19 protein-coding genes and 1 pseudogene are annotated in these 26,123 nt (G+C 59.8%); 14 read left to right on the top strand and 6 right to left on the bottom strand.

Annotated elements, in window-relative coordinates; all coding sequences use genetic code 11:
- Window positions 1-14 precede the first annotated feature (14 nt).
- Entirely contained in the window at window positions 15-2,570 is a 2,556-nt protein-coding gene (locus tag G5367_RS17090) for a TonB-dependent receptor (protein ID WP_216951982.1), read from the bottom strand.
- Window positions 2,571-3,310: 740 nt separating this feature from the next.
- Here G5367_RS17090 and G5367_RS17085 point away from each other — a divergent pair.
- From G5367_RS17085 to G5367_RS17065, 5 genes are all read left to right on the top strand, one after another.
- Window positions 3,311-4,336: an ABC transporter permease subunit gene (locus tag G5367_RS17085; RefSeq protein WP_031227629.1), complete on the top strand. Its 1,026-nt coding sequence runs from the start codon at window positions 3,311-3,313 to the stop codon at window positions 4,334-4,336.
- Window positions 4,337-4,549: 213 nt separating this feature from the next.
- Window positions 4,550-5,593, top strand: coding sequence for an ABC transporter permease (locus G5367_RS17080; protein WP_013724081.1), 1,044 nt, complete (start codon window positions 4,550-4,552; stop codon window positions 5,591-5,593).
- Window positions 5,594-5,744: 151 nt separating this feature from the next.
- The gene (locus G5367_RS17075; protein WP_421244677.1) at window positions 5,745-7,562 is read left to right on the top strand and encodes an extracellular solute-binding protein; all 1,818 of its coding nucleotides are present in this window, start codon (window positions 5,745-5,747) and stop codon (window positions 7,560-7,562) included.
- Window positions 7,563-7,593: 31 nt separating this feature from the next.
- Window positions 7,594-8,652 carry an ABC transporter ATP-binding protein gene (locus G5367_RS17070; RefSeq protein ID WP_421294745.1) on the top strand — a complete coding sequence of 353 codons (1,059 nt, stop codon included), beginning with the start codon at window positions 7,594-7,596 and terminating at the stop codon, window positions 8,650-8,652.
- Window positions 8,649-9,695 (top strand): ABC transporter ATP-binding protein, encoded by a 1,047-nt coding sequence (locus tag G5367_RS17065; RefSeq protein WP_421244679.1) that lies wholly within the window; start codon window positions 8,649-8,651, stop codon window positions 9,693-9,695. The genes G5367_RS17070 and G5367_RS17065 overlap by 4 nt, the downstream gene beginning before the upstream one ends.
- Before the next feature lie 101 nt (window positions 9,696-9,796).
- Here G5367_RS17065 and G5367_RS17060 read toward each other — a convergent pair whose 3' ends face one another.
- Entirely contained in the window at window positions 9,797-10,408 is a 612-nt protein-coding gene (locus tag G5367_RS17060) for a YitT family protein (protein ID WP_005349421.1), read from the bottom strand.
- Between the two features lie 309 nt (window positions 10,409-10,717).
- On the opposite strand from G5367_RS17060, the gene G5367_RS17055 reads away from it, so the two are divergent.
- The 5 genes from G5367_RS17055 (at window position 10,718) to mtnN (ending at window position 14,796) form a co-directional block, all read left to right on the top strand.
- Window positions 10,718-11,731 (top strand): NAD-dependent epimerase, encoded by a 1,014-nt coding sequence (locus G5367_RS17055; RefSeq protein ID WP_421251619.1) that lies wholly within the window; start codon window positions 10,718-10,720, stop codon window positions 11,729-11,731.
- A gap of 111 nt (window positions 11,732-11,842) precedes the next feature.
- Complete coding sequence (locus G5367_RS17050) at window positions 11,843-12,448, top strand: DUF2076 domain-containing protein (protein WP_421294742.1); 606 nt, start codon at window positions 11,843-11,845, stop codon at window positions 12,446-12,448.
- 201 nt (window positions 12,449-12,649) lie between these two features.
- Window positions 12,650-12,838 carry a hypothetical protein gene (locus G5367_RS17045; RefSeq protein ID WP_421251621.1) on the top strand — a complete coding sequence of 63 codons (189 nt, stop codon included), beginning with the start codon at window positions 12,650-12,652 and terminating at the stop codon, window positions 12,836-12,838.
- Window positions 12,839-12,993: 155 nt separating this feature from the next.
- Window positions 12,994-13,851: a lytic transglycosylase domain-containing protein gene (locus tag G5367_RS17040; RefSeq protein ID WP_421294740.1), complete on the top strand. Its 858-nt coding sequence runs from the start codon at window positions 12,994-12,996 to the stop codon at window positions 13,849-13,851.
- Window positions 13,852-13,959: 108 nt separating this feature from the next.
- Entirely contained in the window at window positions 13,960-14,796 is an 837-nt protein-coding gene (gene mtnN, locus G5367_RS17035; RefSeq protein ID WP_216979413.1) for a 5'-methylthioadenosine/S-adenosylhomocysteine nucleosidase, read from the top strand.
- 90 nt (window positions 14,797-14,886) lie between these two features.
- Here the strand turns inward: mtnN and G5367_RS17030 are convergent, their stop codons facing one another.
- Entirely contained in the window at window positions 14,887-15,396 is a 510-nt protein-coding gene (locus G5367_RS17030) for a YgjV family protein (RefSeq protein WP_421213144.1), read from the bottom strand.
- A 57-nt stretch (window positions 15,397-15,453) separates the two neighbouring features.
- Window positions 15,454-16,020 (bottom strand): annotated as a pseudogene (locus tag G5367_RS17025) (Crp/Fnr family transcriptional regulator).
- A 243-nt stretch (window positions 16,021-16,263) separates the two neighbouring features.
- Here G5367_RS17025 and ettA point away from each other — a divergent pair.
- The 4 genes from ettA to glnE all read left to right on the top strand — a co-directional run bounded on the left by ettA (window position 16,264) and on the right by glnE (window position 23,027).
- Complete coding sequence (gene ettA / locus G5367_RS17020) at window positions 16,264-17,931, top strand: energy-dependent translational throttle protein EttA (protein ID WP_216979416.1); 1,668 nt, start codon at window positions 16,264-16,266, stop codon at window positions 17,929-17,931.
- A 126-nt stretch (window positions 17,932-18,057) separates the two neighbouring features.
- Window positions 18,058-18,387, top strand: coding sequence for a hypothetical protein (locus G5367_RS17015; RefSeq protein WP_216979417.1), 330 nt, complete (start codon window positions 18,058-18,060; stop codon window positions 18,385-18,387).
- 264 nt (window positions 18,388-18,651) lie between these two features.
- Complete coding sequence (locus G5367_RS17010; protein ID WP_421294736.1) at window positions 18,652-19,995, top strand: NCS2 family permease; 1,344 nt, start codon at window positions 18,652-18,654, stop codon at window positions 19,993-19,995.
- A gap of 158 nt (window positions 19,996-20,153) precedes the next feature.
- Window positions 20,154-23,027: a bifunctional [glutamate--ammonia ligase]-adenylyl-L-tyrosine phosphorylase/[glutamate--ammonia-ligase] adenylyltransferase gene (gene glnE, locus G5367_RS17005; RefSeq protein ID WP_421294734.1), complete on the top strand. Its 2,874-nt coding sequence runs from the start codon at window positions 20,154-20,156 to the stop codon at window positions 23,025-23,027.
- 72 nt (window positions 23,028-23,099) lie between these two features.
- On the opposite strand, the gene G5367_RS17000 is transcribed toward glnE, so the two are convergent.
- Window positions 23,100-25,262 (bottom strand): AsmA family protein, encoded by a 2,163-nt coding sequence (locus G5367_RS17000; protein ID WP_421251625.1) that lies wholly within the window; start codon window positions 25,260-25,262, stop codon window positions 23,100-23,102.
- 131 nt (window positions 25,263-25,393) lie between these two features.
- Window positions 25,394-25,900, bottom strand: coding sequence for an NUDIX domain-containing protein (locus tag G5367_RS16995; protein ID WP_421251626.1), 507 nt, complete (start codon window positions 25,898-25,900; stop codon window positions 25,394-25,396).
- Window positions 25,901-26,123: the final 223 nt, after the last annotated feature.

Here is a 26,123-nt window from a genome sequence, read left to right as displayed (position 1 = left end):
ATCAACGGGGTTGATTAGAACTTCTGGGTGTAGTCGATGTAGTAGACCCGTCCGTCAATGCTGTAGAGGTATTCATCGTAGGTGTAACCATCATTTGACAGGGAAGGTCCACGGTTGAACATGTTCTTCACGCCGGTCTGGATCTTGGCATTCCAGCTGGTATCGACCGCAACGTTCAGGTTCCAGATGGTGTTGGAAGCAATATGGCCCTCTTCCTTGTCATCCACATAGTCCTGGCTCTGGGAGTCGATATAGTTGGTGCTCAGGTAGGTATCCAGATTCCACAGCTGTGGGAAGTTGGCACCGATCCCGGAGTTGAAACGGAAATCGGGTTTGCCATTCCAGCCCTTCTTGTCAACCATTGGGCCACCAGCAAACAGACCTTCCTCATATTTCAGGATGTAGCTGCTGCCAAAGTCGTAACGCAGGGTGAAGGAGTTGAAGTCGTACTTGTAGTCCGCCTTGAAGTCGATACCACTGGTCTTGAGTTGCCCCAAGTTGACCATGCCGGCATAGACCTTCTCGACATCGCCGTTGGCGTCACGAATGACGTTCGGGTTGCTGCCGGTATTGAGCTCCTGATAGAACTGGGTCTGGGTGGTAGCCAACTGGATCACGTCATCAATCTTGATGTAGTAGTAATCGAGCGACAGGTTCAGATTGTCCAGCGGATTGTAGGCCGCCCCGATAGTGAAGGTATTGGCGGTCTCTTCCTTCAGGTTCTTGTTGGATTGGCGCGTTGTCTCGTACTGCTCTTCGGAACAGTTGGCAATACCATTGGCCTGGCAGTAGACATAGTCCTTGGCAAAGTCCGCTGACTGGGCATCCGCCGCATAGAGATCATTCAGACCCGGCGCGCGGAAAGACTGGGACCAGGAGGTACGGAACATCAGCTGGTCGAGTGGCTGATAACGCAGACTCGCTTTGGGCGAGAAGGCGCTGCCAAAGTCGCTGTACTTGTCGTAACGACCCGCCAGGTTCAGCTCGATCTGCTCGGTGATGGGGATCAGGCTCTCGATGTAGGTGGCAAACACATCGCGCACACCGCTACCGGAGTTGCCGGATGAACCCAGTACGTTACCCGCTTCGGACTGGCTGTCGTAGGTGTCGGAGTAAACCCAATCGTTATACTCGGCACCCAGATACCAGCTGACCGGGCCAGCAGGCAGTTCGCCCATCTCCCAACCCAGACCGCCATACCACTGGAAGAAATCCATCTTGGAGTTGCGGCTGGTGGTATAAGAGAGATCCTTGGTGGCATCAGCAGAGAAGCTGCCGTTGACGAAGTTTCCACTGTTTACCTGAGTCTGAACCGCCGGCTCCAATACATAGCCATTACCAATACTCTGGTTATCTGTCTTGGAGTACATGTAACCGGCGTTCCACTCCAGATCGCCAACCGCCTCGGTCGGAACCACCCCTTCAAAACCCAGGTTCAGAGTACCGGTCAAGTCGGTCACTTCGTTGTCACGGGGACCGACGTTGTTGAAGCGGTAGTAAACCGTCGCAGCCTTGGCGGTGCTGAAGTTGTTGGCAGACAGGACTGCAGCGCTTTCAGGGGTGGAGCCATCCACGGTGAAGGCACCTGCAGCAGGGGCGAAACGACCAAAACTGGTGACCCGGGAACCAATCATCTGTGGCACGAAATCCACATTGTCGTTGATATGGTAGCGGCCGTTGACATAGACGGTGTCGCGAGTACGCGAGGCGGTCTTGGCTGCGACCTGGGCAAAGTCGAAGCGGCAAGCCGTACCCTTGGTGACAAAACCGGCGCCGGTGCTTTCACAGTCGACCCCATTCAGAGTACGGGTTACGGTCTTGCCAGTTGCCGCGTCTACTCCCTTGATATTGCGACCATAGAGGCTAGGTGACTCAGCCCCCTGCTTGGCCAGATAATCACGATCCTTGTAATAGATTTCGTCTTTGACATCATGCTCGTAGACCATCATCAGGGAACCTTTCTCACCCGAAATACCGCTGACGATGGAACCACTCTGTTCGTCACCACCTTCCTCGGTCGGTGAACCGACGCGCCCCTGGAATGACAAACCTTCAAAACCCTCTTTGAGGATCACGTTGATAACGCCACCGATGGCATCAGAACCATACAGGGCAGAGCCACCGTCCAGGTTCACTTCCACCCTCTCAACGGCAGCCATGGGGATGGTGTTGAGGTTGATGGCGGTGCCCCCCATGGAGGGAGAACCGGCGATACGCTTGCCATTGAGCAGCACCAGTGTGCGATCTTCACCAAGGCCACGCAGCCCTACGGTGGCTTGTGACTGGGCTGAGCTACCGGAGGATGGAGAGAAACCACCAAAGGAGTTGTAGGAGGCCTGTTTCAGATAATCAGCCACAGTCTGCTGGCCAGACTGTTCAATTTGGGCCTTGCTGACAGAGACAACCGGAGTCGCCCCCTCAACATCAACACGAGAGATACGGGAGCCAGTGACTTTGATTTTCTGCAGTTTTTCGACGTTCTGCCCTTCTTCGGCAGATACGGATGGGGCCGCCGCAAGGCTCGCCAAGGCGAACGCAATCGCAGCAGAGATTCTGCTCTTCCTAAGCATCGCTTATATCCTTCCTGGTTGTTTATTGTTTGCTTCCTGATACCGCCCTCTTTGGAGCGATGCGTAAGGCTTATCAATCTTTGACTGGCGACGTCAATGGAGTGGGGGGATCGGGAGGGTGAGATGTGGAATAAGCGGAGTGTATTAATTTTGACCGGCATAATTAGTGAATAATTCTGCCAAAAACATCCCGTGCAATGTGAAATCGTTGTTAAAACATGTAAAAGACGCTGAATTAAAAGTTGATGAACTTATTTGTTTACGTGCTGTCTCTTTATATCTTATTTCGATTTATTGGCAAAAATAAGAATAAAACTCTATTTTAATTATTATTGTGACTGACCACTCCGATGGGGGAGATAGATAAATTTGTCGAGATGATATCGTTTTCCCTTCTTTGACAGCAGAAATAAAAGCACTTAAAATTCAATCACATAAACAAATACAAGATTCAAACAAACAGCTGTTTATATTTTTTAAAATAATGTTGAGCAGTAGCGTTTTGTTTTGATTTTCACTTTTCAGATAAAAAACGTCATTTTTCGGTGCTTTTGGTCTCAGCGGGTCATTTGTCCCAGTTTTCCATTTCCTTGTACTTGATTTTTGTTGCAGAGCTTTTACAGTGGCCAAGCGGATTGTCTGCTGTTTGGCAACCAATCCAGCGCGTAATGCCAGGAAGGACAGGCCCGTCACCGGATTTGACTGGCCGCAAAAAAGAACAACAAGGACGAGGTTCCACCATGCTGTCGTATTTCCTACGCCGGATGCTTTTGATCATTCCGACGTTTCTCGGTATCACCCTGCTCGTCTTCACCATCACCCGTTTCGTGCCGGGCGGACCGGTCGAACGCATGCTGCTGCAAGCCCAGGTTTCCCAGAATGAATCCGGCCGCTCCAGTGGCAGCAAGGGGGCACAGGCCCTCTCCGATGAACAGATCGAGGAGCTCAAGGCCTTCTATGGCCTCGACAAGCCCATGCTGGTCGCCTACTGGGAGTGGCTGCAGAAGCTGGCGGTGCTGGATCTGGGCGAATCGACCCGCTACTACGAGCCGGTGTGGGATCTCATCAAGGAGCGGCTCCCCGTTACCGCCTTCTTCGGGCTGGCAACCTTTCTGCTGAGCTATGCGGTCTCCATTCCGCTGGGTGTGGCGAAGGCGCTCAGGCACAACAGCCGCTTCGACTCGTTAAGCTCCATGCTCATCTACATGGCCTATGCCCTGCCCGCCTACGTGGTAGGGATCTTCCTCATCACCGTCTTCGCCTTCCATCTGGAGTGGCTGCCGATGGGCGGTTTTCCGGGAGACGACTTTGAATACATGGAGAGCAGCTGGGATCAGATCCGCACTGTCTTTGCCCACGCCCTGCTGCCGCTTATCGCCTACGCCATCGGCGATTTCGCCATCCTCACCATGACCATGAAAAACAGCCTGATGGAGAACCTGTCGGCCGATTATGTGCGTACCGCCGTGGCCAAGGGGTTGCCGTTTCGCAAGGCGGTCACCGACCACGCCATGCGCAACAGCCTGATCCCCATCGCCAGCCACCTGGGGTCTGTGCTCACCGTTTTCTTTGGCGGCTCCTTCCTCATCGAGACCATCTTCAACATCGACGGCATCGGCCTGCTCGGTTACGAGGCTATCGTCGAGCGGGATTACCCCACCGTCATGGGCATTCTGGCCATCACCTCCATGCTGATGCTGATAGGCAATATCGTCTCCGATATCTGCGTGGCCCTGGTTGATCCGCGCGTACGGTTTGGAGACTGACCATGAACCAGACCTCTATTGCCATGCCGATGCTGATATCACGCCATATCGTCTCCGATATCTGCGTTGCCCTCGTTGATCCGCGCGTGCGGTTTGGAGAGTGACCATGAACCAGACCTCTATTGCCATGCCGATGCTGATATCACGCCATATCGTCTCCGATATCTGCGTTGCACCCTCTGTTGACCCCCGCGTGCGGTTTGGAGACTGACCATGAAGCTCAATCCGGTTACCTTGAAAAAACTCAAGCGCTTCAAGTCGATCAAGCGCGGTTACTACTCCTTCATCATCTTCACCACCCTGGTGCTGCTCTCCCTGCTGGCGGAGCTGCTGGTCAACAGCCGGGCACTGATGGTGAGCTATCAGGGCCAGCTGCATTTCCCCACCTATGGCGATGTGATCCCCGGTCAGCAGTTCGGGCTCGATTACGAGTACGAAACCAACTACCGCCAGCTCAAGGCCAAATTTGCCGCAGAGGGCCAGGGCGACTGGGTACTGCTGCCGCCAGTGCCCTGGAACCCCTACGAGCAGGATTTCAAGGAGGATGCCTACCCGCCCTACGCCCCCAGCGCGGCCGAGCGCCACTTCCTCGGCACCGACACCAGCGGCCGCGACGTGCTGGCGCGGCTGGTTTACGGCTTTCGCATCGCCATCGGCTTTGCCTTTATCGCGCTGGCGGCCAGTTACGCCATCGGGGTCACCATCGGCTGTCTGATGGGCTTTCTCGGCGGTCGCTTCGACCTCATCCTGCAACGCTTTATCGAGATCTGGTCCCAGGTGCCATTTCTCTACGTCATCATGATCCTGGTGTCGCTGGCCAAGCCCAACTTCGGCCTGTTTGTCGCCATCAACGTGCTGTTCGGCTGGATGGGGATCACCTGGTATATGCGCACCCTCACCTACAAGGAGCGGGCGCGGGACTATGTGATGGCGGCGCGGGCACAAGGGGCGACCACCGGGCGGATCATCTTCAACCACATCCTGCCCAATACCCTGATGATGATCGTCACTCTGGCGCCGTTCGCCGTGGTGGGCAATATCTCCACCCTGACGGCACTCGACTATCTGGGCTTCGGGCTGGCTCCGCCGACCCCGAGCTGGGGGGAGCTGCTCTCCCAGGGCATCAACAATCTGGATGCCATCTGGATAGTCAGCTCGGTAGTGGCGGCGGTGAGTCTGGTGCTGATCATGGTCTCCTTTATCGGCGAGGCGATCCGCGAGGCGTTCGACCCGCGCAAATTTACCCGTTACCAATAAGCCAGCCAGCGCCAACACACATCGGCAGGTGCCGGATAACGAACAGTGATTAATGAAGGACGGGCCGCTGCCATCGGCGGTCCCGGGAGCAAGGGATAATCCCGTTATCAATCAAGACCCCCAGTGCAGGGGCCAGACCTGGAAGTCAAACATGAAAAATAAAATCAAATGGATAGGTGCTCTCTTTGTGCTGGTAAACGGATCCTGGGTCTGGGCGGCCAGCCTGCCCGCGGATCTCAAATGGGAGACCAACGACACGGATCCTGTGTTCGCCTCCCCCAAGGCACTGCCGGGCGGCAGCCTCAATATGTTTGTCGACAGCTTTCCGCTGACGTTTCGTACCGTGGGGCCTGACTCCAACGGATCGTTCCGCTCCTTTATTCTCGATAACCAGTTGCGACTCATCAGCTTCCACCCCAATACCGGCAACCCCATCCCCTCGCTCGCGACCCACTGGGCCATAGCGCCAGACAGCCAGACCGTCTACTTCAAGCTGGATCCCCGTGCCAAATGGTCGGATGGCAAGCCGGTCAATGCTGACGACTACACCTTCGGCTACGAGATGATGCGCTCCAAACACATCAAGGGGCCCTGGTTCAACAACTACTACACCACTGAAGTGGTCGCGGTAGAGAAGATCGATGATCACACCATTATGGTCAAAGCGGGCAGCCGCAAGGCCAAGCTGGATCTGCTCAACACCACCGAGCTGTGGCCCCAGCCCAAGCACTACTACAAGCTGACCCCCAACTGGGTGAAGCAGTACAACTGGGCCGTGGTGCCCACCACAGGTCCCTACGTGATCAGCGACGTCAAGAAGGGCAAGTCGGTCACCTTCAGCAAGCAGAAGGATTGGTGGGCAAAGGATGATCGCTATAACCAGCACAGATTCAACATCGACACCATCAAGGTGCAGGTGATCCGCGACCACAACATCGCCTTCCGCCACTTCCTGAAAGGGGAGATCGATACCTTCGAGATGATCCTGCCCAACTGGTGGCATGAAAAAGCGGTCACCCCGGAGTACAAGAAGGGGTACGTGCAGAAGGTGATGGCCATGACCGACACCAAACAGGGCGGTCAGGGAGTTCACCTCAATGTGGCCAACCCCAAACTGGCAGACGTAAACGTGCGCCTCGGCATCCAGCACGCCTTCAACATCGACAAGATGATAGAGACCGTGCTGCGCGGCGACTATGACAGAGCCACCACCTTCGGCTCGGGTTTTGGCGAGTTCACCGACATGACGCTGCCGGAGCGGGCTTATGACATCGGCAAGGCGCGGGAGTACTTTGCCAAGGGCGGCTACAACAAGCCGGGGCCGGACGGCATCCTGCAAAATGAGAAGGGGGAGCGGCTGACGCTGGCACTCACCTACACCAGTCAGGAGCACTCCAAGCGCCTGACCGTGTTGAAAGAGGAGGCCAAGAAAGCGGGTCTCGATCTGGAGCTTAACCTAGTGGATGGCGCCACCGGCTTCAAGGTGATGCTGGAGAAGAAACACGAGGCGGCCTGGCTTGGCTGGGGCGGCGGCGGTCTCTATCCACAATATTGGGAGTCGTTCCACTCCGCCAATGCCAACAAACCGCAGACCAACAACCTGTTCAACGTAGCGGACAAGGAGCTGGACGCACTGATCGACGCCTACAACGTCGAATTCGACATGGCCAAACGGGCCGAGATCTCCCGCCAGATCCAGCAGCGCATCTATGATCTCGCCATCTTCGTGCCCGGGGTGCAGCTCAACTATGTGCGGGCCAGCAGCTGGCGTTATGTGATGCTGCCGGACGTACCTGCCACCAAGAACACGCCGGATCTGCTCTACTGGCCGATGGATGGTTATCCTCACAGTAGTGGTGGTCTGCTCTGGCTCGATCCCAAGGTGAAGGAAGAGACCCGCAACGCCAAGGAGGCAGGGGAGGCGCTGGCGCCCATCAACCTGCTCGACAAGACCTATGCACGTCATTGATATTCAGGCCATTGCGAAGGGAGCAGCCGTTATGCCCAACACTCAGGCCCCCATTCTTGACGTACCGGATAACGGGGGGGGGTTCGCCGTTGATAACGGCCAGCACCCAGCCCCAATCCTCGAAGTACGCGATCTCGAGGTGGAGTTCGCCGTCGACGACGGCAAGATCAAGGTGCTCGACGGGGTCAGCTTCAAGGTGGCACCGGGTCAGACGCTGGGGATCGTCGGCGAGTCTGGCTGTGGCAAAAGTGTCACTTCGCTCGCCATCATGGGGCTCTTGCCCAAGCCCCATGGTCAGGTGGTAGCAGGCTCCATCCGCTTTCAGGGGGAGGAGCTGCTGTCGCTTGCGCCAGATCAGATGTACAAGGTGCGCGGCAACCGCATCTCTATGATCTTTCAGGAGCCGATGACGGCCCTCAACCCGGTGCAGACGGTCGGTGAGCAGCTGATGGAGGTGTTTCGCCTTCATCGCCCCGACTACGACAAGGCCCAGCGCAAAGCCGCGGCCATCGCCATGCTGCAGAAGGTGGGGATCCCGGAACCGGCCCAGCGCTTTGCGGTCTATCCCCACAACCTCTCCGGCGGTATGCGCCAGCGGGTGATGATCGCCATGGCGCTCTCCTGCGAGCCGGACCTGCTTATCTGCGACGAGCCGACCACGGCGCTGGATGTCACCATTCAGGCCCAGATCCTCGAACTGATGAAAGAGCTGCAGGCCCAGACCGGGATGGCCATCATCTTTATCACCCACGATCTGGGGGTGGTTGCAGAGCTGTGCGACGAAGTGGTGGTGATGTACGCCGGGCGGGCGGTGGAGCAGGCCGATGTGTTCGAACTGTTTGACCATCCCCGTCACCCCTATACCCACGGCCTGATGAGCTCGATCCCGCGCCTCGAGGATGAGCCCAAGAGCCTGCTCAAGACCATCAAGGGACAGGTGCCAGCCCTGCACGAGATGCCCGCTGGCTGCCGCTTCTCCAACCGCTGCCCCCATGCGACCGATCTCTGCATCAGCGCCATTCCGGCGGTGGAGCAACTCAATCCGCGCCACCATGTCGCCTGTCACTACTGGAAGGAGTTGACCCCATGAGCACTCTGTTATCGGTCAGGGATCTGAAACAGCACTTCCGGCTGGGAGGCGGGTTCCTGCGCAAGCAATATACGGTTCACGCGGTGGATGGCATCAGCTTCGACCTGAAACAGGGGGAGACGCTGGGGCTGGTGGGTGAGTCGGGCTGCGGCAAGTCCACCCTCGGGCGCAGCCTGCTCAAGCTGTTCGAGCCGACCGCGGGCACCATCACTTTCGAGGGGCGCGATATCACCGCCCTCAGCCCGAAGGAGATGCGCTCCCTGCGTCAGGAGATGCAGATGGTGTTTCAGGATCCTGCAGAATCCCTCAACAGCCGCCACACCGTGGGCCAGATCCTGGAGGAGCCCTTTATCATCCACGGTAAAGGCAACACTGAGCAGCGCCGCGGCTGGGTGCAGGAGTTGCTGGCGAAAGTGGGCCTGCCGGGCAGCGCGGTGGATCGCTACCCCCACGAGTTTTCCGGCGGTCAGCGCCAGCGGATCGGCATCGCCCGCGCCATCGCCCTCAAGCCCAAGCTGCTGGTATGCGACGAGGCGGTCTCGGCCCTCGATGTCTCGGTGCAGTCGCAGATCGTCAACCTGCTGCTCAGCCTGCAGCGGGAGATGAACCTCTCCATCATCTTCATCGCCCACGATCTGTCGGTGGTCAAACACATCTCTGATCGGATTGCAGTGATGTATCTGGGACGGATCGTCGAACTGGCGGATGCCCAGTCGCTCTATCTGGCGCCGCGCCACCCTTACACCCAGGCGCTGATCTCCGCCATTCCGGTACCGGACCCGCGCAGGCGCAGCCAGCGCATTCTGCTGACCGGCGATGTGCCCTCCCCCATCTCGCCGCCAAGCGGCTGCCACTTCCACCAGCGCTGCCCCCATGCGACCGAGCTGTGCAAAAGCAAGGCGCCAAGGCTTGAGGCGTGTGATGAGGCCCATCATCAGGTGGCCTGCCACACCCCGCTCGCCGTCGGTGGTCACGCTATCAGCGGCAGCGCCATCAGTGGCAACGCTACGAGCGGCGACAGCAGGCTGGAACAGGCGAGCTAGGCGCAGCGAACAAACCCCTGGGTAGAAACAGACGAGGCGGCCATCAGGCCGCCTCGTGCTATCGGGTCACTCTTGTCTTATCGGGTCACGGCTGCCGCTTGTCAGGCAATCTGGTAACGGCCGGGCTTGTGGTTGAGTGTCAACACCAGATTACAGATAACCGCCGCCACGATGGAGAGAGCCAGGATCCAGGGCTGCACCACGAAAAACGAGGCGACAACAATGGCGCAATCAAGCCCCATCTGCAGCTTGCCCGCCCGGATGCCAAAACGATCCTGAATAAAGAGCGCCAGAATGTTGAAGCCCCCCAGACTCGACTTGTGACGGAACATGATGAGCAGCCCCATGCCAATCAGGGTGCCGCCGATCAGCGCCGCATAGAGAGGCTCTATCTTGCCGATCTGCAACACCCCGTTGAGGTGATCGGTCATGTAGGAGACCGCCGCCACCGAGACAAAGGTGTTGAAGGTAAAACGTGGCCCCATCCGCAGCCATGCCAGCGCATAGAAGGGCAGGTTGATGCCGAAAAACAGCAGGCCGAAGCTGATGCCGGTCACCTTTTGCAGCAGCAGCGCCAGCCCGGCAGTCCCGCCGGTGAGCAGGCCAACCTGATGAAACAGAAAGATGCCGAGGGAAACAAAGCCGGCCGCCGTCAGCAGGGCCAGCACATCCTCATAAATAGGATGAGCAGTGCGAATCGAGGTGTTGTCCATAACCTGTATCCAAGCGAAGTAAAGAGAGAGTGTCTGTCGCCTGCCGTTGCGGGCGGGCTGCGAGCCCTGTCCACAGGGCTTCGTTATGGGGTCCAGTCTATTTTTTGTGAAAAGGATCACAACAGTCAGGCTGAACGCCCCATTCTGGTGCCTGTCATCTGGCATTGACACCTGCTGCACCAAGATGCAGCATGCCGCGCCGACAGAGGCGGTTTGCCATGGCGCAAACGCGCCGGCTCTGCTACAAAGCGCGCAACCCCCTTTTCTCATCACTGTCAGGAGCCCCATGATCTGCACAGGACCCCAACCATGACCTATCTGGTCACCGGTGTTGCCGGCTTTATCGGTTTTCATGTGGCCAGCCGGCTCTGCGCGGCGGGTCATCAGGTGGTGGGCATCGACAACCTTAACGACTACTACGAGGTGAGTCTGAAAGAGGCGCGGCTGGCACAATTGGCCAGTTATCCCCATTTCCACTTCGAACGGGTCGATCTGGCGGATCGCGAAGCGATGGCTACTCTCTTTGCCCGTCATGGTTTCGAGCGCGTGATCCATCTGGGGGCTCAGGCGGGGGTACGCTACTCGCTGGAGAATCCGTTTGCCTACGCCGACAGCAACCTCACCGGCATGCTGACGGTGCTGGAGGGGTGTCGCCAGCACGGGATCCAGCACCTCATCTACGCCTCTTCCAGCTCGGTCTACGGCATGGACGAACAACTGCCGTTTAGTGCCGATCAACAGGTGGACCACCCGGTCTCCCTCTATGCCGCCACCAAGAAGAGCAGCGAGCTGATGGCCCACGCCTACTCGGCGCTCTACGGTCTGCCCACTACAGGGCTGCGCTTTTTCACCGTCTACGGCCCCTGGGGCCGGCCCGACATGGCTATCACCAAGTTCACCCGCGCCATCCTGGCAGGCGAGCCCATCGACGTCTACAACCAGGGCGATCTCAGCCGCGACTTCACCTACATAGACGACATCGTCGAGGGGATCCTCGCCGTCGCCGAGCTACCGCCTCGCCCCAACCCTCACTGGCATGCCGGCGAGCAGAGCCCTGCCGAGAGCGCCGCCCCCTACCGCATCCTCAACATCGGTCATGGTCAGCCGGTGCGGCTGCTCGACTTTATCGAGGCGCTGGAACAGGCGCTGGACAAGCCCGCCATCAAGCGGATGCTGCCGATGCAAGCGGGCGACATGCACGCCACCTGGGCCGACAACGAGCCCCTCCACACCCTCACCGGCCTGCGCCCAGCCACCTCCATCAAGGAAGGGGTTACCGCGTTCGTGCGCTGGTATCTCGATTACTACCGGGCTTCCTCCTGACTACATCGAGGCAACCCCTCGGTCATTGATGAGTTAATCAGATACCACTGATGTCCAGCGGGTTTTAGGATGGCTGAACGCACTGTCTGCGCACCATAGCGAGGATTTGAGATGCAACAACAGGAACAGGGTCTGATCGATGGACTGTTCGACCGCCTCAAGCAAGCGCAAGCCAGGGATAGCGAGCGAGACCAACAAGCGGATCAGCTGATCCGGCAACATCTGGCCCAGCAGCCGGATGCCCCCTACTACATGACCCAGGCGCTACTGATACAGCAGGCAGCCCTTACTCGCCTCAACGAGCGGATCAAGGAGCTGGAGTCCAGCCAGAGCGCCCCGAGCGGCGGCAGTTTCCTCTCCGGCCTGTTTGGTAGCGAAAACAACCCGCCCCCACGCGTCACTCCGCCACCGGTAACCGCTCCTGCCCAACCTGCGTCCCGTGCCAGCTCCTTTTTGGGTGGCGCCCTGCAAACCGCCGCAGGTGTGGCCGGTGGTGTGATGCTGGCCGACATGATCGGTGGACTGTTTCACTACAACCGGCCCGAGGAGATCATCGACATCGTAGCGCCAGCGCCCATCGCCAATCCGGTCGATGCCGAACCGGTCAGCTGGAATGGCTGGGATTCACCTCCCGATATTGGCAGCCGTTTTCTCGACGACGATAGCCAGAGTGGCGGCTGGGCCGACAGTGACGATAGCAACGGCGGTCTCTTCTAACCGTTACACAACCACAGGCCCCGCATATGGCGGGGCCCAACTCGATACGAAACCCATGACGATGGAAAGTGTGATGACACCACGGACCGGCAGCGGCATGACGCGATATAATCATCTCGCTTCGTGCCACCCGGGAGACACTCCCGACCCCAGGCGCTCTGTCCGTGGCCACGCCCCCCCATGACGACAAGGAGCTACCTCATGATCCGAACCCTTCTCCTGCTTGGCGCAGCCATCGCAGCCTATGCCCTGACCCAGAACCACACCCAGCTTCCCCTTATCAGCATGCTGATCCTGCTTTCGCTCTGGGTCGCCTGCGAAATTGGCAGCTTCTATCGCGCGCTTCCTCCCGCCATGCTGGATGAGCATGAGTATCACCACGACTTCTAACCCGATGAAAAATGGTGTGAAACTGTCGACAGACCGTTAGTTCCATACCGTTTTGCTCTCTGAAATAAACCGGCTATAACAACAGGATCCACTGGGTTCGTGGCGATAGCTACCATGTTCCTCTATATCTTCTGTACTCAAGCAGGAGATCACCCATGGGGAACATCAGTGAAAACGGTCTGTTTTTGCTGCTTTTTTTGTCGTTGTTACTGGCAGGTACGCCGCAGGCGATGGCACAAGGCAGGGATTTCAGACAGGCCCCCAAGGCACTGACGGCGATCAAGCAGGGTCAACTGGCCCAGCAACACGGCAATCTGCAACAGGCCATCGCCCTCTACTGTGTCGCGGCCAGCACCGGCAACCCCGAAGGTTACTTCCGGATCGGTCGTCTGCTTGCCATCGGCCCCGCCTCGGTGCGCAGCGCCAAGCTGGCCAACAGCTACCTCGCCATGGCGATGCGCCTTGGTAACCGACAGGCTGCCCGTTACTACAACGCCCGTATCGGCAATGCCCCCATGGGGGATCAGTGCGGTATCGGGATCCGTGGCGGACAGGGTGGCTATCTGGCACAGCTCCCCTCCACCCCCTTCAATGTCGACACCTGGATTGCCCACCAGCCACCCGCAAAGCAAAAACTGGTCATCATGTTGCGCCACGCAGCCAAACACCATAAGGTGGATGCCCGGCTGGTACTGGCCATCGCCATTGCCGAATCCAACCTCGAAAGCCGCGCAGTTTCACCCAAGAATGCCCAGGGGCTGATGCAGCTTATTCCCGAGACCCAGCAGCGATTCGGGGTAACTCGTCCGTTTGATCCGGCACAGAACATCAAGGGTGGCGTCAGTTATCTCAAGTGGCTGGATCGCCGCTTCGATGGCGACTGGGTGCGGATCTCGGCGGCCTACAATGCCGGGGAAAAAGCGGTGGAACGCTATGGCGGGATCCCCCCCTATGACGAGACCCGGGAGTATGTCAAACGGGTGCTCTACTTCGCTGGCTACAAACAGCCCTGAACCTGTTCGACTAGCTGCACGCTATTGACAAAAAACGTACCACCATTTGCGCAATCGTTTTCCTTTCGGTAGGATCCGGCGCTTTCTTGCCAGACCAACAGGTATCCCATGAATTTCATCAAACGTTGCTCGCGCCTGCTCACGCTGTTTGCACTCTTTTCCTCCTCCATCATGGCGGCCACTCCGGCGCCAGCACCCATCCTGATCCAGGGAGCGATGGACGTCGAAGTCGAGACGCTGGTGGCCGCCCTCAAGGACAAGCAGGAGCTGACCGTCGGCGCCTGGACCTACTGGCAGGGTACCCTCTCGGGTTATCCGGTAGTTGTCTCTCGCACCGAGGTGGGACTGGCCAATGCCGCTGCTGCCACCACTCTCGCCATGGAGCGCTTTCATCCGCGCCTCGTCATCAATCAGGGCACGGCAGGCGGCCATGATCCGGCGCTACACCGGGGTGATATCGTTATCGGTACCAAAAGCTTCAACATGGGGGCCTATCGCAGTGATCTGACGTCGGCCGAGCAGGGTGTCGACCCAAGCAAATGGCACAACTTCGAGGTCACCATGCGCCTGCGTGACAAAGGCAAGCTGGTAGAGCACTCCTCCTTTGGCGGCGATCCCGAGCTGGTTGGCCGCGCCCTTGGCATGGCCGACCGTTATCGCCACGGCCGCGTAGTTGCCGGCATCATAGGCACTGCCGATGAGTGGAACCGCCAGGTGGCCCGCATCAACTGGCTGCATCAGACCTACAACACTGCAGCAGAAGAGATGGAGACCTCCTCCGCAGCGCTGGTCGCCGAGGCCTACAAGGTGCCCTTTGTCGGCATCCGGGTGCTCTCCAATACCGATCTGCATGGCGAGGAGTTCGATCCGCAGACCGCCATCCACTGCCAGCAGTTCGTCATTGATTACGCAAAAGCACTCATCAACAGCTTCAACAAAGCCTGATGAGCCAGAGAGGCCGCCACTATGGCGGCCTCTCTGCTTTGTAAGCTCTATCAGACAGGACTTACCCCGCGCTCTCTTCCACAGCCGATATCAACCCCCCGGACATGCCCTGCGCCCATAGTGGCGGTAGTAGCCCACCAGATTGCTGACCAGAAACAGCCCCTCCATCAGCGCGGCGACCGGAGAGCCCACCAGCAGGTTGTTGACCAGCCAGCAGAGGGTGCCGAGCAGCATCCAGCGCCGCAGTTGGCGATCATCCGGGCAAAATGCGGCCCGGGTTTGCAGCAGGCTGGCCAGCAGCCCGATCAGTGAGAGTACGCCCTGATAGGTCGCCAGCGCAGCCGCAAAGGCCAACCCCATGAAAAACCACATCAAGATGCGGCGAACCAGCCAGATACTCACCAGAAAGCGCACGCTGGCCAGCAGCAACAGGCTGGCGGCCGACCACTGCCCGAGCAGGGCAAAGTGACCGGCATTGAGGGTGCAGGAGAGGGCCAGACAGGCCAGGATCCTGCGACGATCCCGCAACTGAAACGACAACAGATCGAGCAACAAGGCCAGGCTCACCACCAGTTGCGACCACAGAAACAGCGACATCATCCACCCCTCGTCCGTCATTTGGATGGCGCAGCATGAGGGGATGGCCGGAGAGCGGCATTAACCCGTGTTAATGCGCCTGCGGATCCGTGACAAGGTGACCGGGCTGATGCCGATGTAGTTGGCGAGCTGTACTTGGGTCAGTCGTGCAGGCCAGTGGGGGAAGGTGTGGCAGAGCTCCCGATAACGCTCTTCGGGGGAGTGGAGCAGCAAAAACGCCTCCTTGCGCTCCTTGTAACCGAGCTGCTGGCGCAGCAGGGCCATGCAGACCGGCTGCCAGATGGGCTCATCCAGCAGGGCGATCGGCACCTGCAGCTCCGTCAGCGCCTCCAGCTGATAGCGGGCGAGCAACCCCGTAAGTCAGCTGTCATAGAGCAGGCAGAGCTCCCCTTCGAAGTAGAACTCCTTGCAGCGCTCCTGCCCGTCCTGATTGTAGTGGCAGGCACGGGCGATGCCCGTTTCGATATAGAAGGCCCCCTCCTGTTCGGCCCCTTGCGCCAACAGTGCCTGACCGGCGCGCAGCGTCTGCCGTGGCAAACGCTGACAGAGGGCTTCGCTCAGGGCGGCATCCAATCCCATGGAGCAGAGAAAGGTGGCCAGTGAGGGAACTTGAGGAGATGGGATCATGACGGCTCCTGGACAAAACAGCAGCCCACATCATGCCCAAATTGCACGGCTGATGCAGCAAGGCGTGACCCTGTTGGCAAAGGGAGGACATAGCCGGGTGCCGCCTTTGCCCCCCCTCGTCCGTTGGTTTACAATCGACGGGTTTTTTGGAACCCGGTTGACGGCGTGTCGACCTGGCCCCACCACGACATCAGTCTGTTAATGCCAAGACATTAACCTGCTGAAAAGGAAGAGAATTAGCCAATGGCTCAATTTATTTACACCATGAACCGGGTCGGCAAGGTAGTGCCGCCCAAGCGTCATATTCTCAAGAACATCTCCTTGAGCTTCTTCCCGGGCGCCAAGATCGGCGTGCTGGGTCTGAACGGCGCCGGTAAATCGACCCTGCTGCGCATCATGGCGGGCATCGACACCGAGATCGAAGGGGAAGCCCGCCCGCAACCCGGCATCAAGATTGGCTACCTGCCGCAGGAGCCGAAGCTGGATCCGGAGCAGACAGTACGCGAAGCGGTCGAAGAGGCCGTTGGCGAAGTGAAGCGCGCCATGGCCCGGCTGGACGAGGTCTATGCGGCCTACGCCGACCCGGATGCCGACTTTGACAAGCTGGCCCGCGAACAGGGCGAGCTGGAAGCCATCATCCAGGCTCAGGGCGGCCACAACATGGAAAACCAGCTGGAGCGGGCGGCCGATGCCCTGCGCCTGCCGGCATGGGATGCCAAGATCAAGCACCTCTCCGGTGGTGAGCGCCGCCGTGTGGCACTGTGCCGTCTGCTGCTGGAAAAGCCGGACATGCTGCTGCTGGACGAACCGACCAACCACCTGGATGCGGAATCCGTGGCCTGGCTGGAGCGCTTCCTGCACGACTACGAAGGCACTGTAGTGGCCATCACCCACGACCGTTACTTCCTCGACAACGTGGCGGGCTGGATCCTGGAACTGGACCGCGGCGAAGGTATCCCGTGGGAAGGCAACTACTCCTCCTGGCTGGAGCAGAAGGACGCCCGTCTGGCGCAGGAAGCAAGTTCCGAAGCTGCCCGTCGCAAGTCCATCGAGAAAGAGCTGGAGTGGGTTCGTCAAAACCCGAAAGGGCGTCAGGCCAAGTCAAAGGCCCGTATGGCTCGCTTCGAAGAGCTCAACACCAACGACTACCAGAAGCGCAACGAGACCAACGAGCTGTTCATTCCGCCCGGACCGCGCCTCGGCGACAAGGTGGTGGAAGTGGCCAACCTGCGCAAATCTTACGGTGATCGGGTGCTGATCGACGATCTCTCCTTCTCCATTCCGAAGGGTGCCATCGTCGGCATCATCGGCCCGAACGGTGCCGGTAAGTCGACCCTGTTCCGCATGATGTCGGGTCAGGAGCAGCCGGATTCCGGCACCATCACCCTGGGTGACACCGTGGTGCTGGCCTCTGTGGATCAGTTCCGCGACAGCATGGATGACAAGAAGACGGTATTCGAAGAGGTCGCTGACGGTCAGGATATCCTGCGCATCGGCAACTACGAGTTCCCGAGCCGGGCTTATATCGGCCGCTTCAACTTCAAGGGTTCCGACCAGCAGAAGCGGGTTGGCGAACTCTCCGGTGGTGAGCGCGGTCGTCTGCATCTGGCCAAGCTGCTGCAGACCGGCGGCAACGTGCTGCTGCTGGATGAACCGACCAACGATCTGGATATCGAAACACTGCGCGCCCTCGAGAACGCCCTGCTGGAGTTCCCGGGTTGCGCCATGGTCATCTCCCACGACCGCTGGTTCCTCGACCGCATCGCCACCCACATCCTGGACTATCAGGACGAGGGCAAGATCGAATTCTTCGAAGGCAACTTCACCGAATACGAAGAGTGGAAGAAGAAGACCTACGGCGCCGAGGCCATCCAGCCGCACCGCGCCAAGTACAAGCGCATCGCCAAGTAAGCTGTCAGTCGGTACAAGCCGTACCATCGCAGCTGCGACCAACGTCACAAGGGGAGCTCCGGCTCCCCTTTCTGTTGTCTTTTGGCTTACAATCCTAGACGGATGCCTTTGCATGGATGTAGCACGATGACGACCCCCATAGAGAAAAAACTCACCATCCAGATCCGGGTTGAACCGGGTTGCCTCGGGCCGGATGGCAAGGAGCACATAGAGACCTTCTGTGCCGCTGCCGCCAAGATTTTTGCCGCCGTGGATCCCGAGCTGGTGAGCTGGGTGCTGATCCCCCGCTACGACAAGCAACTGCCGGAGCAGGAGTTCTTTATCGAGGGGCGCAAGCTGACCGAAGAGCAGGCCATCCTCTTTCTGCGCCGCTTCGGCCGCGAACTGGGTGAGGTACAAGACCGACTCGACTCGGTGCTGGCCCAGCTGGTCGAGCGCTACTTCAAAACCCTGTAAGCCCCCAATTTTCGATAAAAGGTTCTCTGCTGAGAACCTTTTTTCATGCTCAAAAAGCAAACGTTTGAATTTTTGCTCTATTCATTGATCTGCTTCGCAGATCCGGGGTTTGTAAACGGCGCCGCCTGTGTAAAAATGTGCGCGCTGTCACGGTATCAGGACGAGTCTGGTTACTTAACCGCCAGAAACAGGGCAATTTACCCCGCATGGATGGGATAGCCCGTTCCCCTGCTGCTTATTTCACGTCACCTATTGGAATCCAACATGAATCAACAACACCAAGCTGCCAATCAGGCCGCCGGGCAAGGATTGCTTGAGCGCCTGTTTGCCCTGCAAGGCCATGGCACTACCGCCCGTACCGAAGTGATTGCCGGTATCACCACCTTCCTGACCATGGTCTATATCGTGTTCGTCAACCCGCAGATCCTCTCTGCGGCGGGCATGGACACCCAGGCCGTGTTCGTCACCACCTGCCTCATCGCCGGTATCGGCAGCATCCTGATGGGCCTGTTGGCCAACCTGCCGATCGCGCTGGCCCCCGCCATGGGCCTCAACGCCTTCTTCGCCTTCGTGGTGGTCGCGGGTATGGGCTACTCCTGGCAAGTGGGCATGGGCACCATCTTCTGGGGTGCCATGGGTCTGTTGATCCTCACCCTGCTGCGGGTGCGTTATTGGCTGATCGGCAACATCCCGCTCACCCTGCGGGTCGGCATCACCGCCGGTATCGGTCTGCTGATCGCCCTGCTCGGCCTGCACAACGCAGGGATCGTCGTGGCCAGCCCTGCGACTATGGTGACCGTGGGCAACCTCACCTCCCTGCCCTGCCTGCTGGGTCTGCTCGGTTTCTTCCTGATCTGCATCTTCTCCGCTCGCGGCGTCCACTCCGCCGTGCTGATCGCCATTGTGGTCACCACGGGTCTGGGCTGGCTGTTTGGCGATGTCACCTTCAAGGGCTTTGTCTCCATGCCCCCCAGCATCGAACCGGTGTTCGGCAAGCTGGATCTGATGGGCTCGCTCGATATCAGCCTCGCCGGGATCATCTTCTCCTTTATGCTGGTCAACCTGTTCGACTCCTCCGGCACCCTGATCGGCGTCACCAACCGCGCCAAGCTGGCCGATGACAAGGGCCACTTCCCGCGCATGAAACAGGCGCTGATGGTTGATAGCGTGAGCTCCGTCGGCGGCGCCTTCATGGGCACCTCCTCGGTTACCGCCTTTATCGAGAGCAGCTCCGGCGTCGCCGTCGGCGGCCGTACCGGTCTAACCGCCATCGTGGTCGGCCTGCTGTTCCTGCTGGCGATCTTCTTCTCCCCGGTCGCCGCCATGGTGCCGGCCTATGCCGCCGCTGGCGCCCTTATCTATGTGGGCGTGCTGATGTGCTCCGAGCTGACCCGAGTGAAGTGGGAAGATCTGACCGAAGCGGTACCGGCCTTTATGACCGCCGTCATGATGCCGTTCAGCTTCTCCATCACCGAGGGGATCGCAGTTGGCTTTATCTCCTACTGCGTGATGAAGGCGGGCACCGGCCGCTGGCGCGAAATCAACCCCTGCGTGCAGGTGGTTGCCCTGCTGTTCGTCCTCAAGTTCTTCTGGGTCGATAGCCACTGATAATGACCAGCGCAATCCGATGGGCTCCCGACAGGGAGCCCATTTTTATTTGCCGGATCATGCTTCTCGCCCCTGCGCTGTGACGCGGGGGCCCGACAGTGCTAGATTGGCAGCCAGCTTTTTATCCGGCAGTTTCGTTAATCACAAGGACGGCAACCGTGGCCCAGCACTCTCCCTCTTTCTCCGCCTTCTCCCCCCTGCTGCAGGAGCTGGCCCAGCGCCATTGGCAACGGCTGATTGAACTGGCCCCCGACTACGGCACGCAGCCCGAGCCGGTGCACCAGACCCTGCTGACCCTGCTCGGTCTCTCCGATTTTGTCGCCGATTCCCTCTTCAAACAGCCTGAGTTGCTGACCGAGCTGCTCGCCTCCGGGGAGCTGGAGCGCTCCGAACGCTGGCCCACCTACCAGCATGATCTGGCCGCCATGCTCGCCGAGGTGGACGACGAAGAGGCGCTCAAGCGCATCCTGCGCCAGTTCCGTCGCAGCCGCATGCTGGTGATCGCCTGGCGCGAGCTGCTGGGTCACGCGGCGGTGGAAGAGAGCTTTATCCACCTCACCAGACTGGCGGATGCGCTTATCTGCGCCGCCCGCGACTGGCTCTACGCCAAGCAGTGCGGCGAGCTGGGCACCCCGATGGACGGCAACGGCAACCCGCAGCCGCTGCTCATTCTCGGCATGGGCAAGCTGGGGGGCGGCGAGCTCAACTTCTCCTCGGACATCGACCTTATCTTCACCTTCCCCGAGAACGGCTACACGGTCGGCGGGCGACGCGAGCTCGCCAACCAGCAATTCTTCATCAAGCTGGGCCAGCGCATCATCAACGCCCTGCACCAGAGCACGGTCGACGGTCAGGTGTTTCGGGTCGATATGCGCTTACGCCCCTTTGGTGACGCGGGGCCGCTGGCCATCTCGTTTGCCGCCATGGAGGATTACTACCAGCACCACGGCCGCAACTGGGAGCGCTACGCCATGGTCAAGGCGCGGGTGCTGGGGCCCCAGTGCGAACATGCGGTGGAGCTGGCCGAGATGCTGCGCCCCTTCGTGTTTCGCCGCTATATCGACTTCGGCGTCATCGACGGCCTGCGCCAGATGAAGGCGATGATCGCCGCCGAGGTGCGCCGCAAGGGGCTGGAGGGCAACATCAAGCTGGGGGCTGGCGGCATTCGCGAGGTGGAGTTCATCGCCCAGGCGCTGCAACTTATTCGCGGCGGGCGTGAGCCGGCGCTGCGGGTGCGCCATCTGCCAGAGGCGCTGGCCGCCATCGCCCAGTGCGGCGCCCTCGAATCCACCCATTGCAACCGCCTGCTGACGGCCTACCGCTTCCTGCGCCGGGTCGAGAACATCTTGCAGGAGATCGGCGATCAGCAGACCCAGACCCTGCCCACCGAGGAGCGGGATCGCCAGCGGCTCGTCGCCGCCCTCGGCTTTGCTGACTGGGGCGCCTTCATGGCTCATCTGGACGAGGAGATGGCGGCCGTCCATCAGGAGTTTGCCGCCGTGGTGGGGGAAGAGAAAGAGGCCCCCGCCCATCTGGAGCAACTCTGGCTCGATCTGTGGCGCACCGAGCTCGACGCCGCCGAGTTGGAGCAGCTGCTGACCGCGCAGGGGGTGGCCGAGCCCGTTCCGCTCTGCGGTGCCCTGCTGCGCTTCAAGGAGGAGTACAAGCGACGTCAGGTAGGGCCGCAGGGGCGCATCGCGCTGGACTGGCTGATGCCGGAGCTGCTGCGACTGGTGGTCGCCAGCGAGCAACCTGCCCGCCTGTTCGAACGGGTGTGCGAGCTGCTGACCCGCATCTTCACCCGCAGCGCCTATCTGCAGCTGCTGGCGGAGAACCCGGGCGCCCTGCGCCAGCTGGTGCGGCTGTGCGACGCCAGCCATCTGGTGAGCGAGCAGCTGGCCCGCTACCCCATCCTGCTGGACGAGCTGCTCGATCCCCAGCACCTCTATCACCCCACCCCGCTCGATCAGTACAAACCCCAGCTGCGCCAGTTCCTGCTGCGCATCCCCGAAGAGGATGTGGAGCAGCAGATGGAGGCACTGCGCCAGTTCAAGCAGGTGCAGCTGCTGCGCATCGTGGCGGCCGACATCGCCGGCGCCCTGCCGCTGATGAAGGTGAGCGACCACCTCACCTGGCTGGCGGAGGCGATCACCGAGGAGGTGGTCAATCAGGCATGGGCCCAGATGAGCGAGCGCTACGGGGTACCGCCCGAGGTGGCGGTGAGCGGTCAGCGCGGCTTTGCGGTAGTGGCCTACGGCAAGCTCGGCGGCATCGAGCTCGGTTACGGCTCGGATCTCGATCTGGTGTTCCTGCACGGCGGCGACCCCAACAGCTACACCGACGGGCGCAAACCCATCGACAGCCGCCAGTTCTACCTGCGCCTGGCACAGCGGATCCTGCACCTGTTCAGCACCCGCACCCCCTCCGGCATTCTCTACGAGATCGACATGCGGCTGCGCCCCTCCGGCGACTCCGGCCTGCTGGTCTCGTCCCTCTCGGCCTATGAGCAGTATCAGCAAAACGAGGCCTGGACCTGGGAGCATCAGGCACTGGTGCGGGCCCGCCCCATCTATGGCGATGACGCCATCGTTGCCGAGTTTGCCCGCATCCGCCGCGCCGTGCTGGCCAAGGAGCGCGAACTGCCGACCCTGGCCCGCGAGGTGCGCGAGATGCGCCACAAGATGCGGGATCACCTGCTCAAGGCGGGCGCCGGCGAGTTCGACCTCAAGCAGTCCCCCGGCGGCATGGTGGACATCGAGTTCATCGCCCAGTACCTGGTGCTGGCCCACGCCTGCGGTGAACCCGAGGCGCTCACCCGCTGGTCCGATAACGTGCGCATCTTCGATGAGTGCGTGCTGGCGGGGGTACTCACGCTGGAGCATGCGGAGGGGCTCAAGCACGCCTATCTGGAGATCCGCAACCTCGGCCATCGCCTCAACCTCTCGGAGATCTCCCGCAAGGTGAGCGACGACCAGTTACTGACCGAACGAGGCCATGTGCTGGCAGTCTGGCAACTGCTGCTGGGGGAGTAATTCCCGCTAGCGGCAATGAAAAAGGGCCCGCACGAGGCGGGCTCTACATGGAGATAAAACGAAAGGCTGGGGCTATTTGAACAAGCCCTTGAGCAGCTGGTCGGCCACCCCTTTGACGGCCTCGTTGTCGGCCTTGTCCCCCAGCAGCTTCTTGAGGCCGCGTTCGGCCTCCTTGCGCGCCTTCTCCTCCAGCAGCTTGTTGTTGCTGAGCAGCGCCTTTACGTCGAGCTGGTAGCTGGGCGCCTGCCAGTGGCCGCCGATCCGCACCGGAATGGTGATCTCCTTCAGCTCGTCCACATCCTTGCCCCCCTGCCCCTTGCTGCTCTCGACAATGGAGGTGAGGAACAGGAAGTCGAGACTCTCCGGCACCAGCGCCATCTGCCCCTCCCCCTTGACCCGCAAGGCCGGGGCAAAGAGCTGGATGTCGTTGCTGCGGGCGATGCCGTTGGCAATCTGGAAGCTGGCGGTCAGGGCGCTGAAGTCGGTCTTGCGCGCCTCCTTCACCTGCTCGGCCCCCTTGCCGGTGAGGGTAGCCCGCGCCTCGCGAATCATCTCCGGCAGGTTGATGCCATGCAGGGCACCGTCGCTCAGTTTCAAGGTAACCTTGCCCTGCATCCCGTTGCGCAGTGCCAACTCAGAGAGACCACGCCCCTGCACCTGCACATCGAGATCGCCCTTGCCCTCCAGCAGATCACTCTGAGCCAGAGTCTGCAACAAGGGGCGAATGTTCACTCCGGCCACCTGCTTGTGTACCTTGTAGGTGGCGGGCTGCTGGCGCGCGTCGAGTACCCCGTTCGCATTTACCTGACCGCCTGCCACGGTCGCGCTGAACTGTTTGAGCGTCAGCAGTCCCTTGGCCAGAGCCACCTGCAGATCGACGGCGCCAAGATCCAGCCCTTTCAGACGCAGGCTGCCGAGTTGCAGCCGACCATCCAGATCCACCCCTTTGAGCGCACCCAGATCCGGTTCGACCGTGGAAAGAGCTTCGCTCTTGCCGCTTACCGCTTTACTACCACCAGCTGCGGCATTTGAGGCACCAGCCGCCGGTTTGCCCTCTTTCGCTTGTGTTGGAGTGGCCGGTGTCGAATTGGCGAGCCATTTGTCGAGATCCAGCTTCTCCCCCTTGAGATCGAAGCTGATTGCGGGAACAGCGCCAAGCTGCACGCTTCCATCACCACTCAGCAGCGCCTCATCGGCACTCATCACCAGCTTGCTCAGGGTAATCAACTGCTTGTCGAGCTCGGCACGGGCAAACCCGGCCAGTTTCAGCTTCATCTGCGGGCGCGGCAGCGCATCACCATCCAGCGCTGCCGTCAGCAGCACATCGGAGAGCTCGGCCAGCTTCATCTCTTTATCGAGCCGTCCCTTGAGCGTTCCTTCCAGCGAGCCAGCCAGTAAAGCTTGCTGCCCCTCTACCTTGGCTCCTTTCAGCGCCAACGTGAGGTTGCTCCACTCACCAAGAGCCAGTCGGTCTCCCTTGATGGAGAAACTGTCGAGTCGCAGGGACGGGTAACTCAGACTGCCACTGAGGCTCAAGTCTTTCAGTTCGCTGGCCATCACCTCCTGCGCCAGCTTGACCTGGGTCTGCCCTTTAACATCGAAATCGAGCTTGTCGGCACTCCCCTTGGCGGCCAGCGTCACAGGTACCCACTGACCGGTGGCCAGCTGCCCCATATCGAGATCGAGGCGATCCAGTCGCAGCGAGGTGCCGGTGCGATCATCCTGCACCAGCGCACTGGCCTGGGAGAGCGCCACACCCTGCAAACTGATCTGCCAGGGCTTGTTATCAGCGGTTGGCGCAGGAGCTGCGGGAGCGACCGGTTCGCTTGTATCAGCAGTGGCATCCTTGAACAGTCCGCTCAGATTGGAGCTGCCATCCGCCTTGGTCTGGATAAAGAGATGGGCGCCACTCAGGGTCACCTTGCCGATCTCCAGTCGATGGGAGAGCAGCGACAGCAGGGCTACCGAGGCCTCGCCCTGCTCGAAACGGACCAGATCCGGCTCGGCAAAACCGGCCGGATTGCGCAGAGCGACCTTTTCCAGCGAAAGGCCGAGACTCGGCCAGAAACGCCAGTCAATCTCCCCCGCCATCACCAGTTCGCGGCCCGTGCTCTTGCGCACCTGTTCAGCCAGTTGGGGCTTGAATTGATTGGGGTCGATGAGGCTTATCAGCGTCACTATGGCCAGCAAGGCCGCCACGGCGATGCCGAGCAAGATGAGAACTATCTTCTTCACGATATGCTCCTTGAATCCGGATCCACTGCAGACTATACCACTCACCGTCTGACGAATGGCGTCTGCGGGACAAAAGTGGACAAGGATGAGACAGGGATGGTCGCTGCCAATCCCCATATCATCAGCAGGGATCAGGCTTGCAAAGGGGATTGCTGCAACCGCGCCATCGCGGAGCGCGTCGACTCGAAAGCAAAACGGGGCAAGGGGATATCGCTGATCTTCAGCCACTGACAGGCGGCCACATCGTCAGCCGGCTGGATGACAGGTTTTTCGCTCAGCACGATGGCAAAGAAGGTGTCACAGGTGTGATAGGTGATGCCATCGTAGGGATAGATATTGGGGAATGAGCCAAGATAGGTGCAAGGATGAGCGCTAACATCGAGCCCCAGCTCCTCCTGCAACTCGCGCACCAGCGCCACCTCCAGCGACTCGCCGGGATCGACAAATCCTCCAGGCAGATCCAGCAACCCTTTGCCCGGATTGCCGGCCCTCACCGCAACCAGTACCTCATCCTGCCAGCAAAGCGCCACCATCACCGCCGTCGCCACATTCTGGAAAAAATGAAAACCGCAGCCACAGAGAAACTCTTTGGGGCTGACGCTCTGCAGGGTTTGACCGCCGCATTTTGGACAAAACATGGGCTATCTCCGACGAAATAAAGCGCCATTTTACGCTTTCTGGGCCATTTTTTATGAGTGAAACAGACGGGGATGATTGGAAATTCAAGAGGAGGGGAATAAAACGGGGCAATTATCAGGCTATTTGCTGAATTGCTGGCAATAAGAAACCCCGCTCGATGAGCGGGGTTTCTTGTATTGGGTGCCTGGCAGTGTCCTACTCTCGCATGGCGAATGCCACACT

This window comes from Aeromonas sp. 604282, from assembly GCF_049170575.1.
Classification (GTDB): domain Bacteria; phylum Pseudomonadota; class Gammaproteobacteria; order Enterobacterales; family Aeromonadaceae; genus Aeromonas; species Aeromonas veronii_A.
The sequence above is the reverse complement of the archived record's forward strand: the minus strand, read 5'-3'. Positions and strand labels throughout refer to the sequence as shown.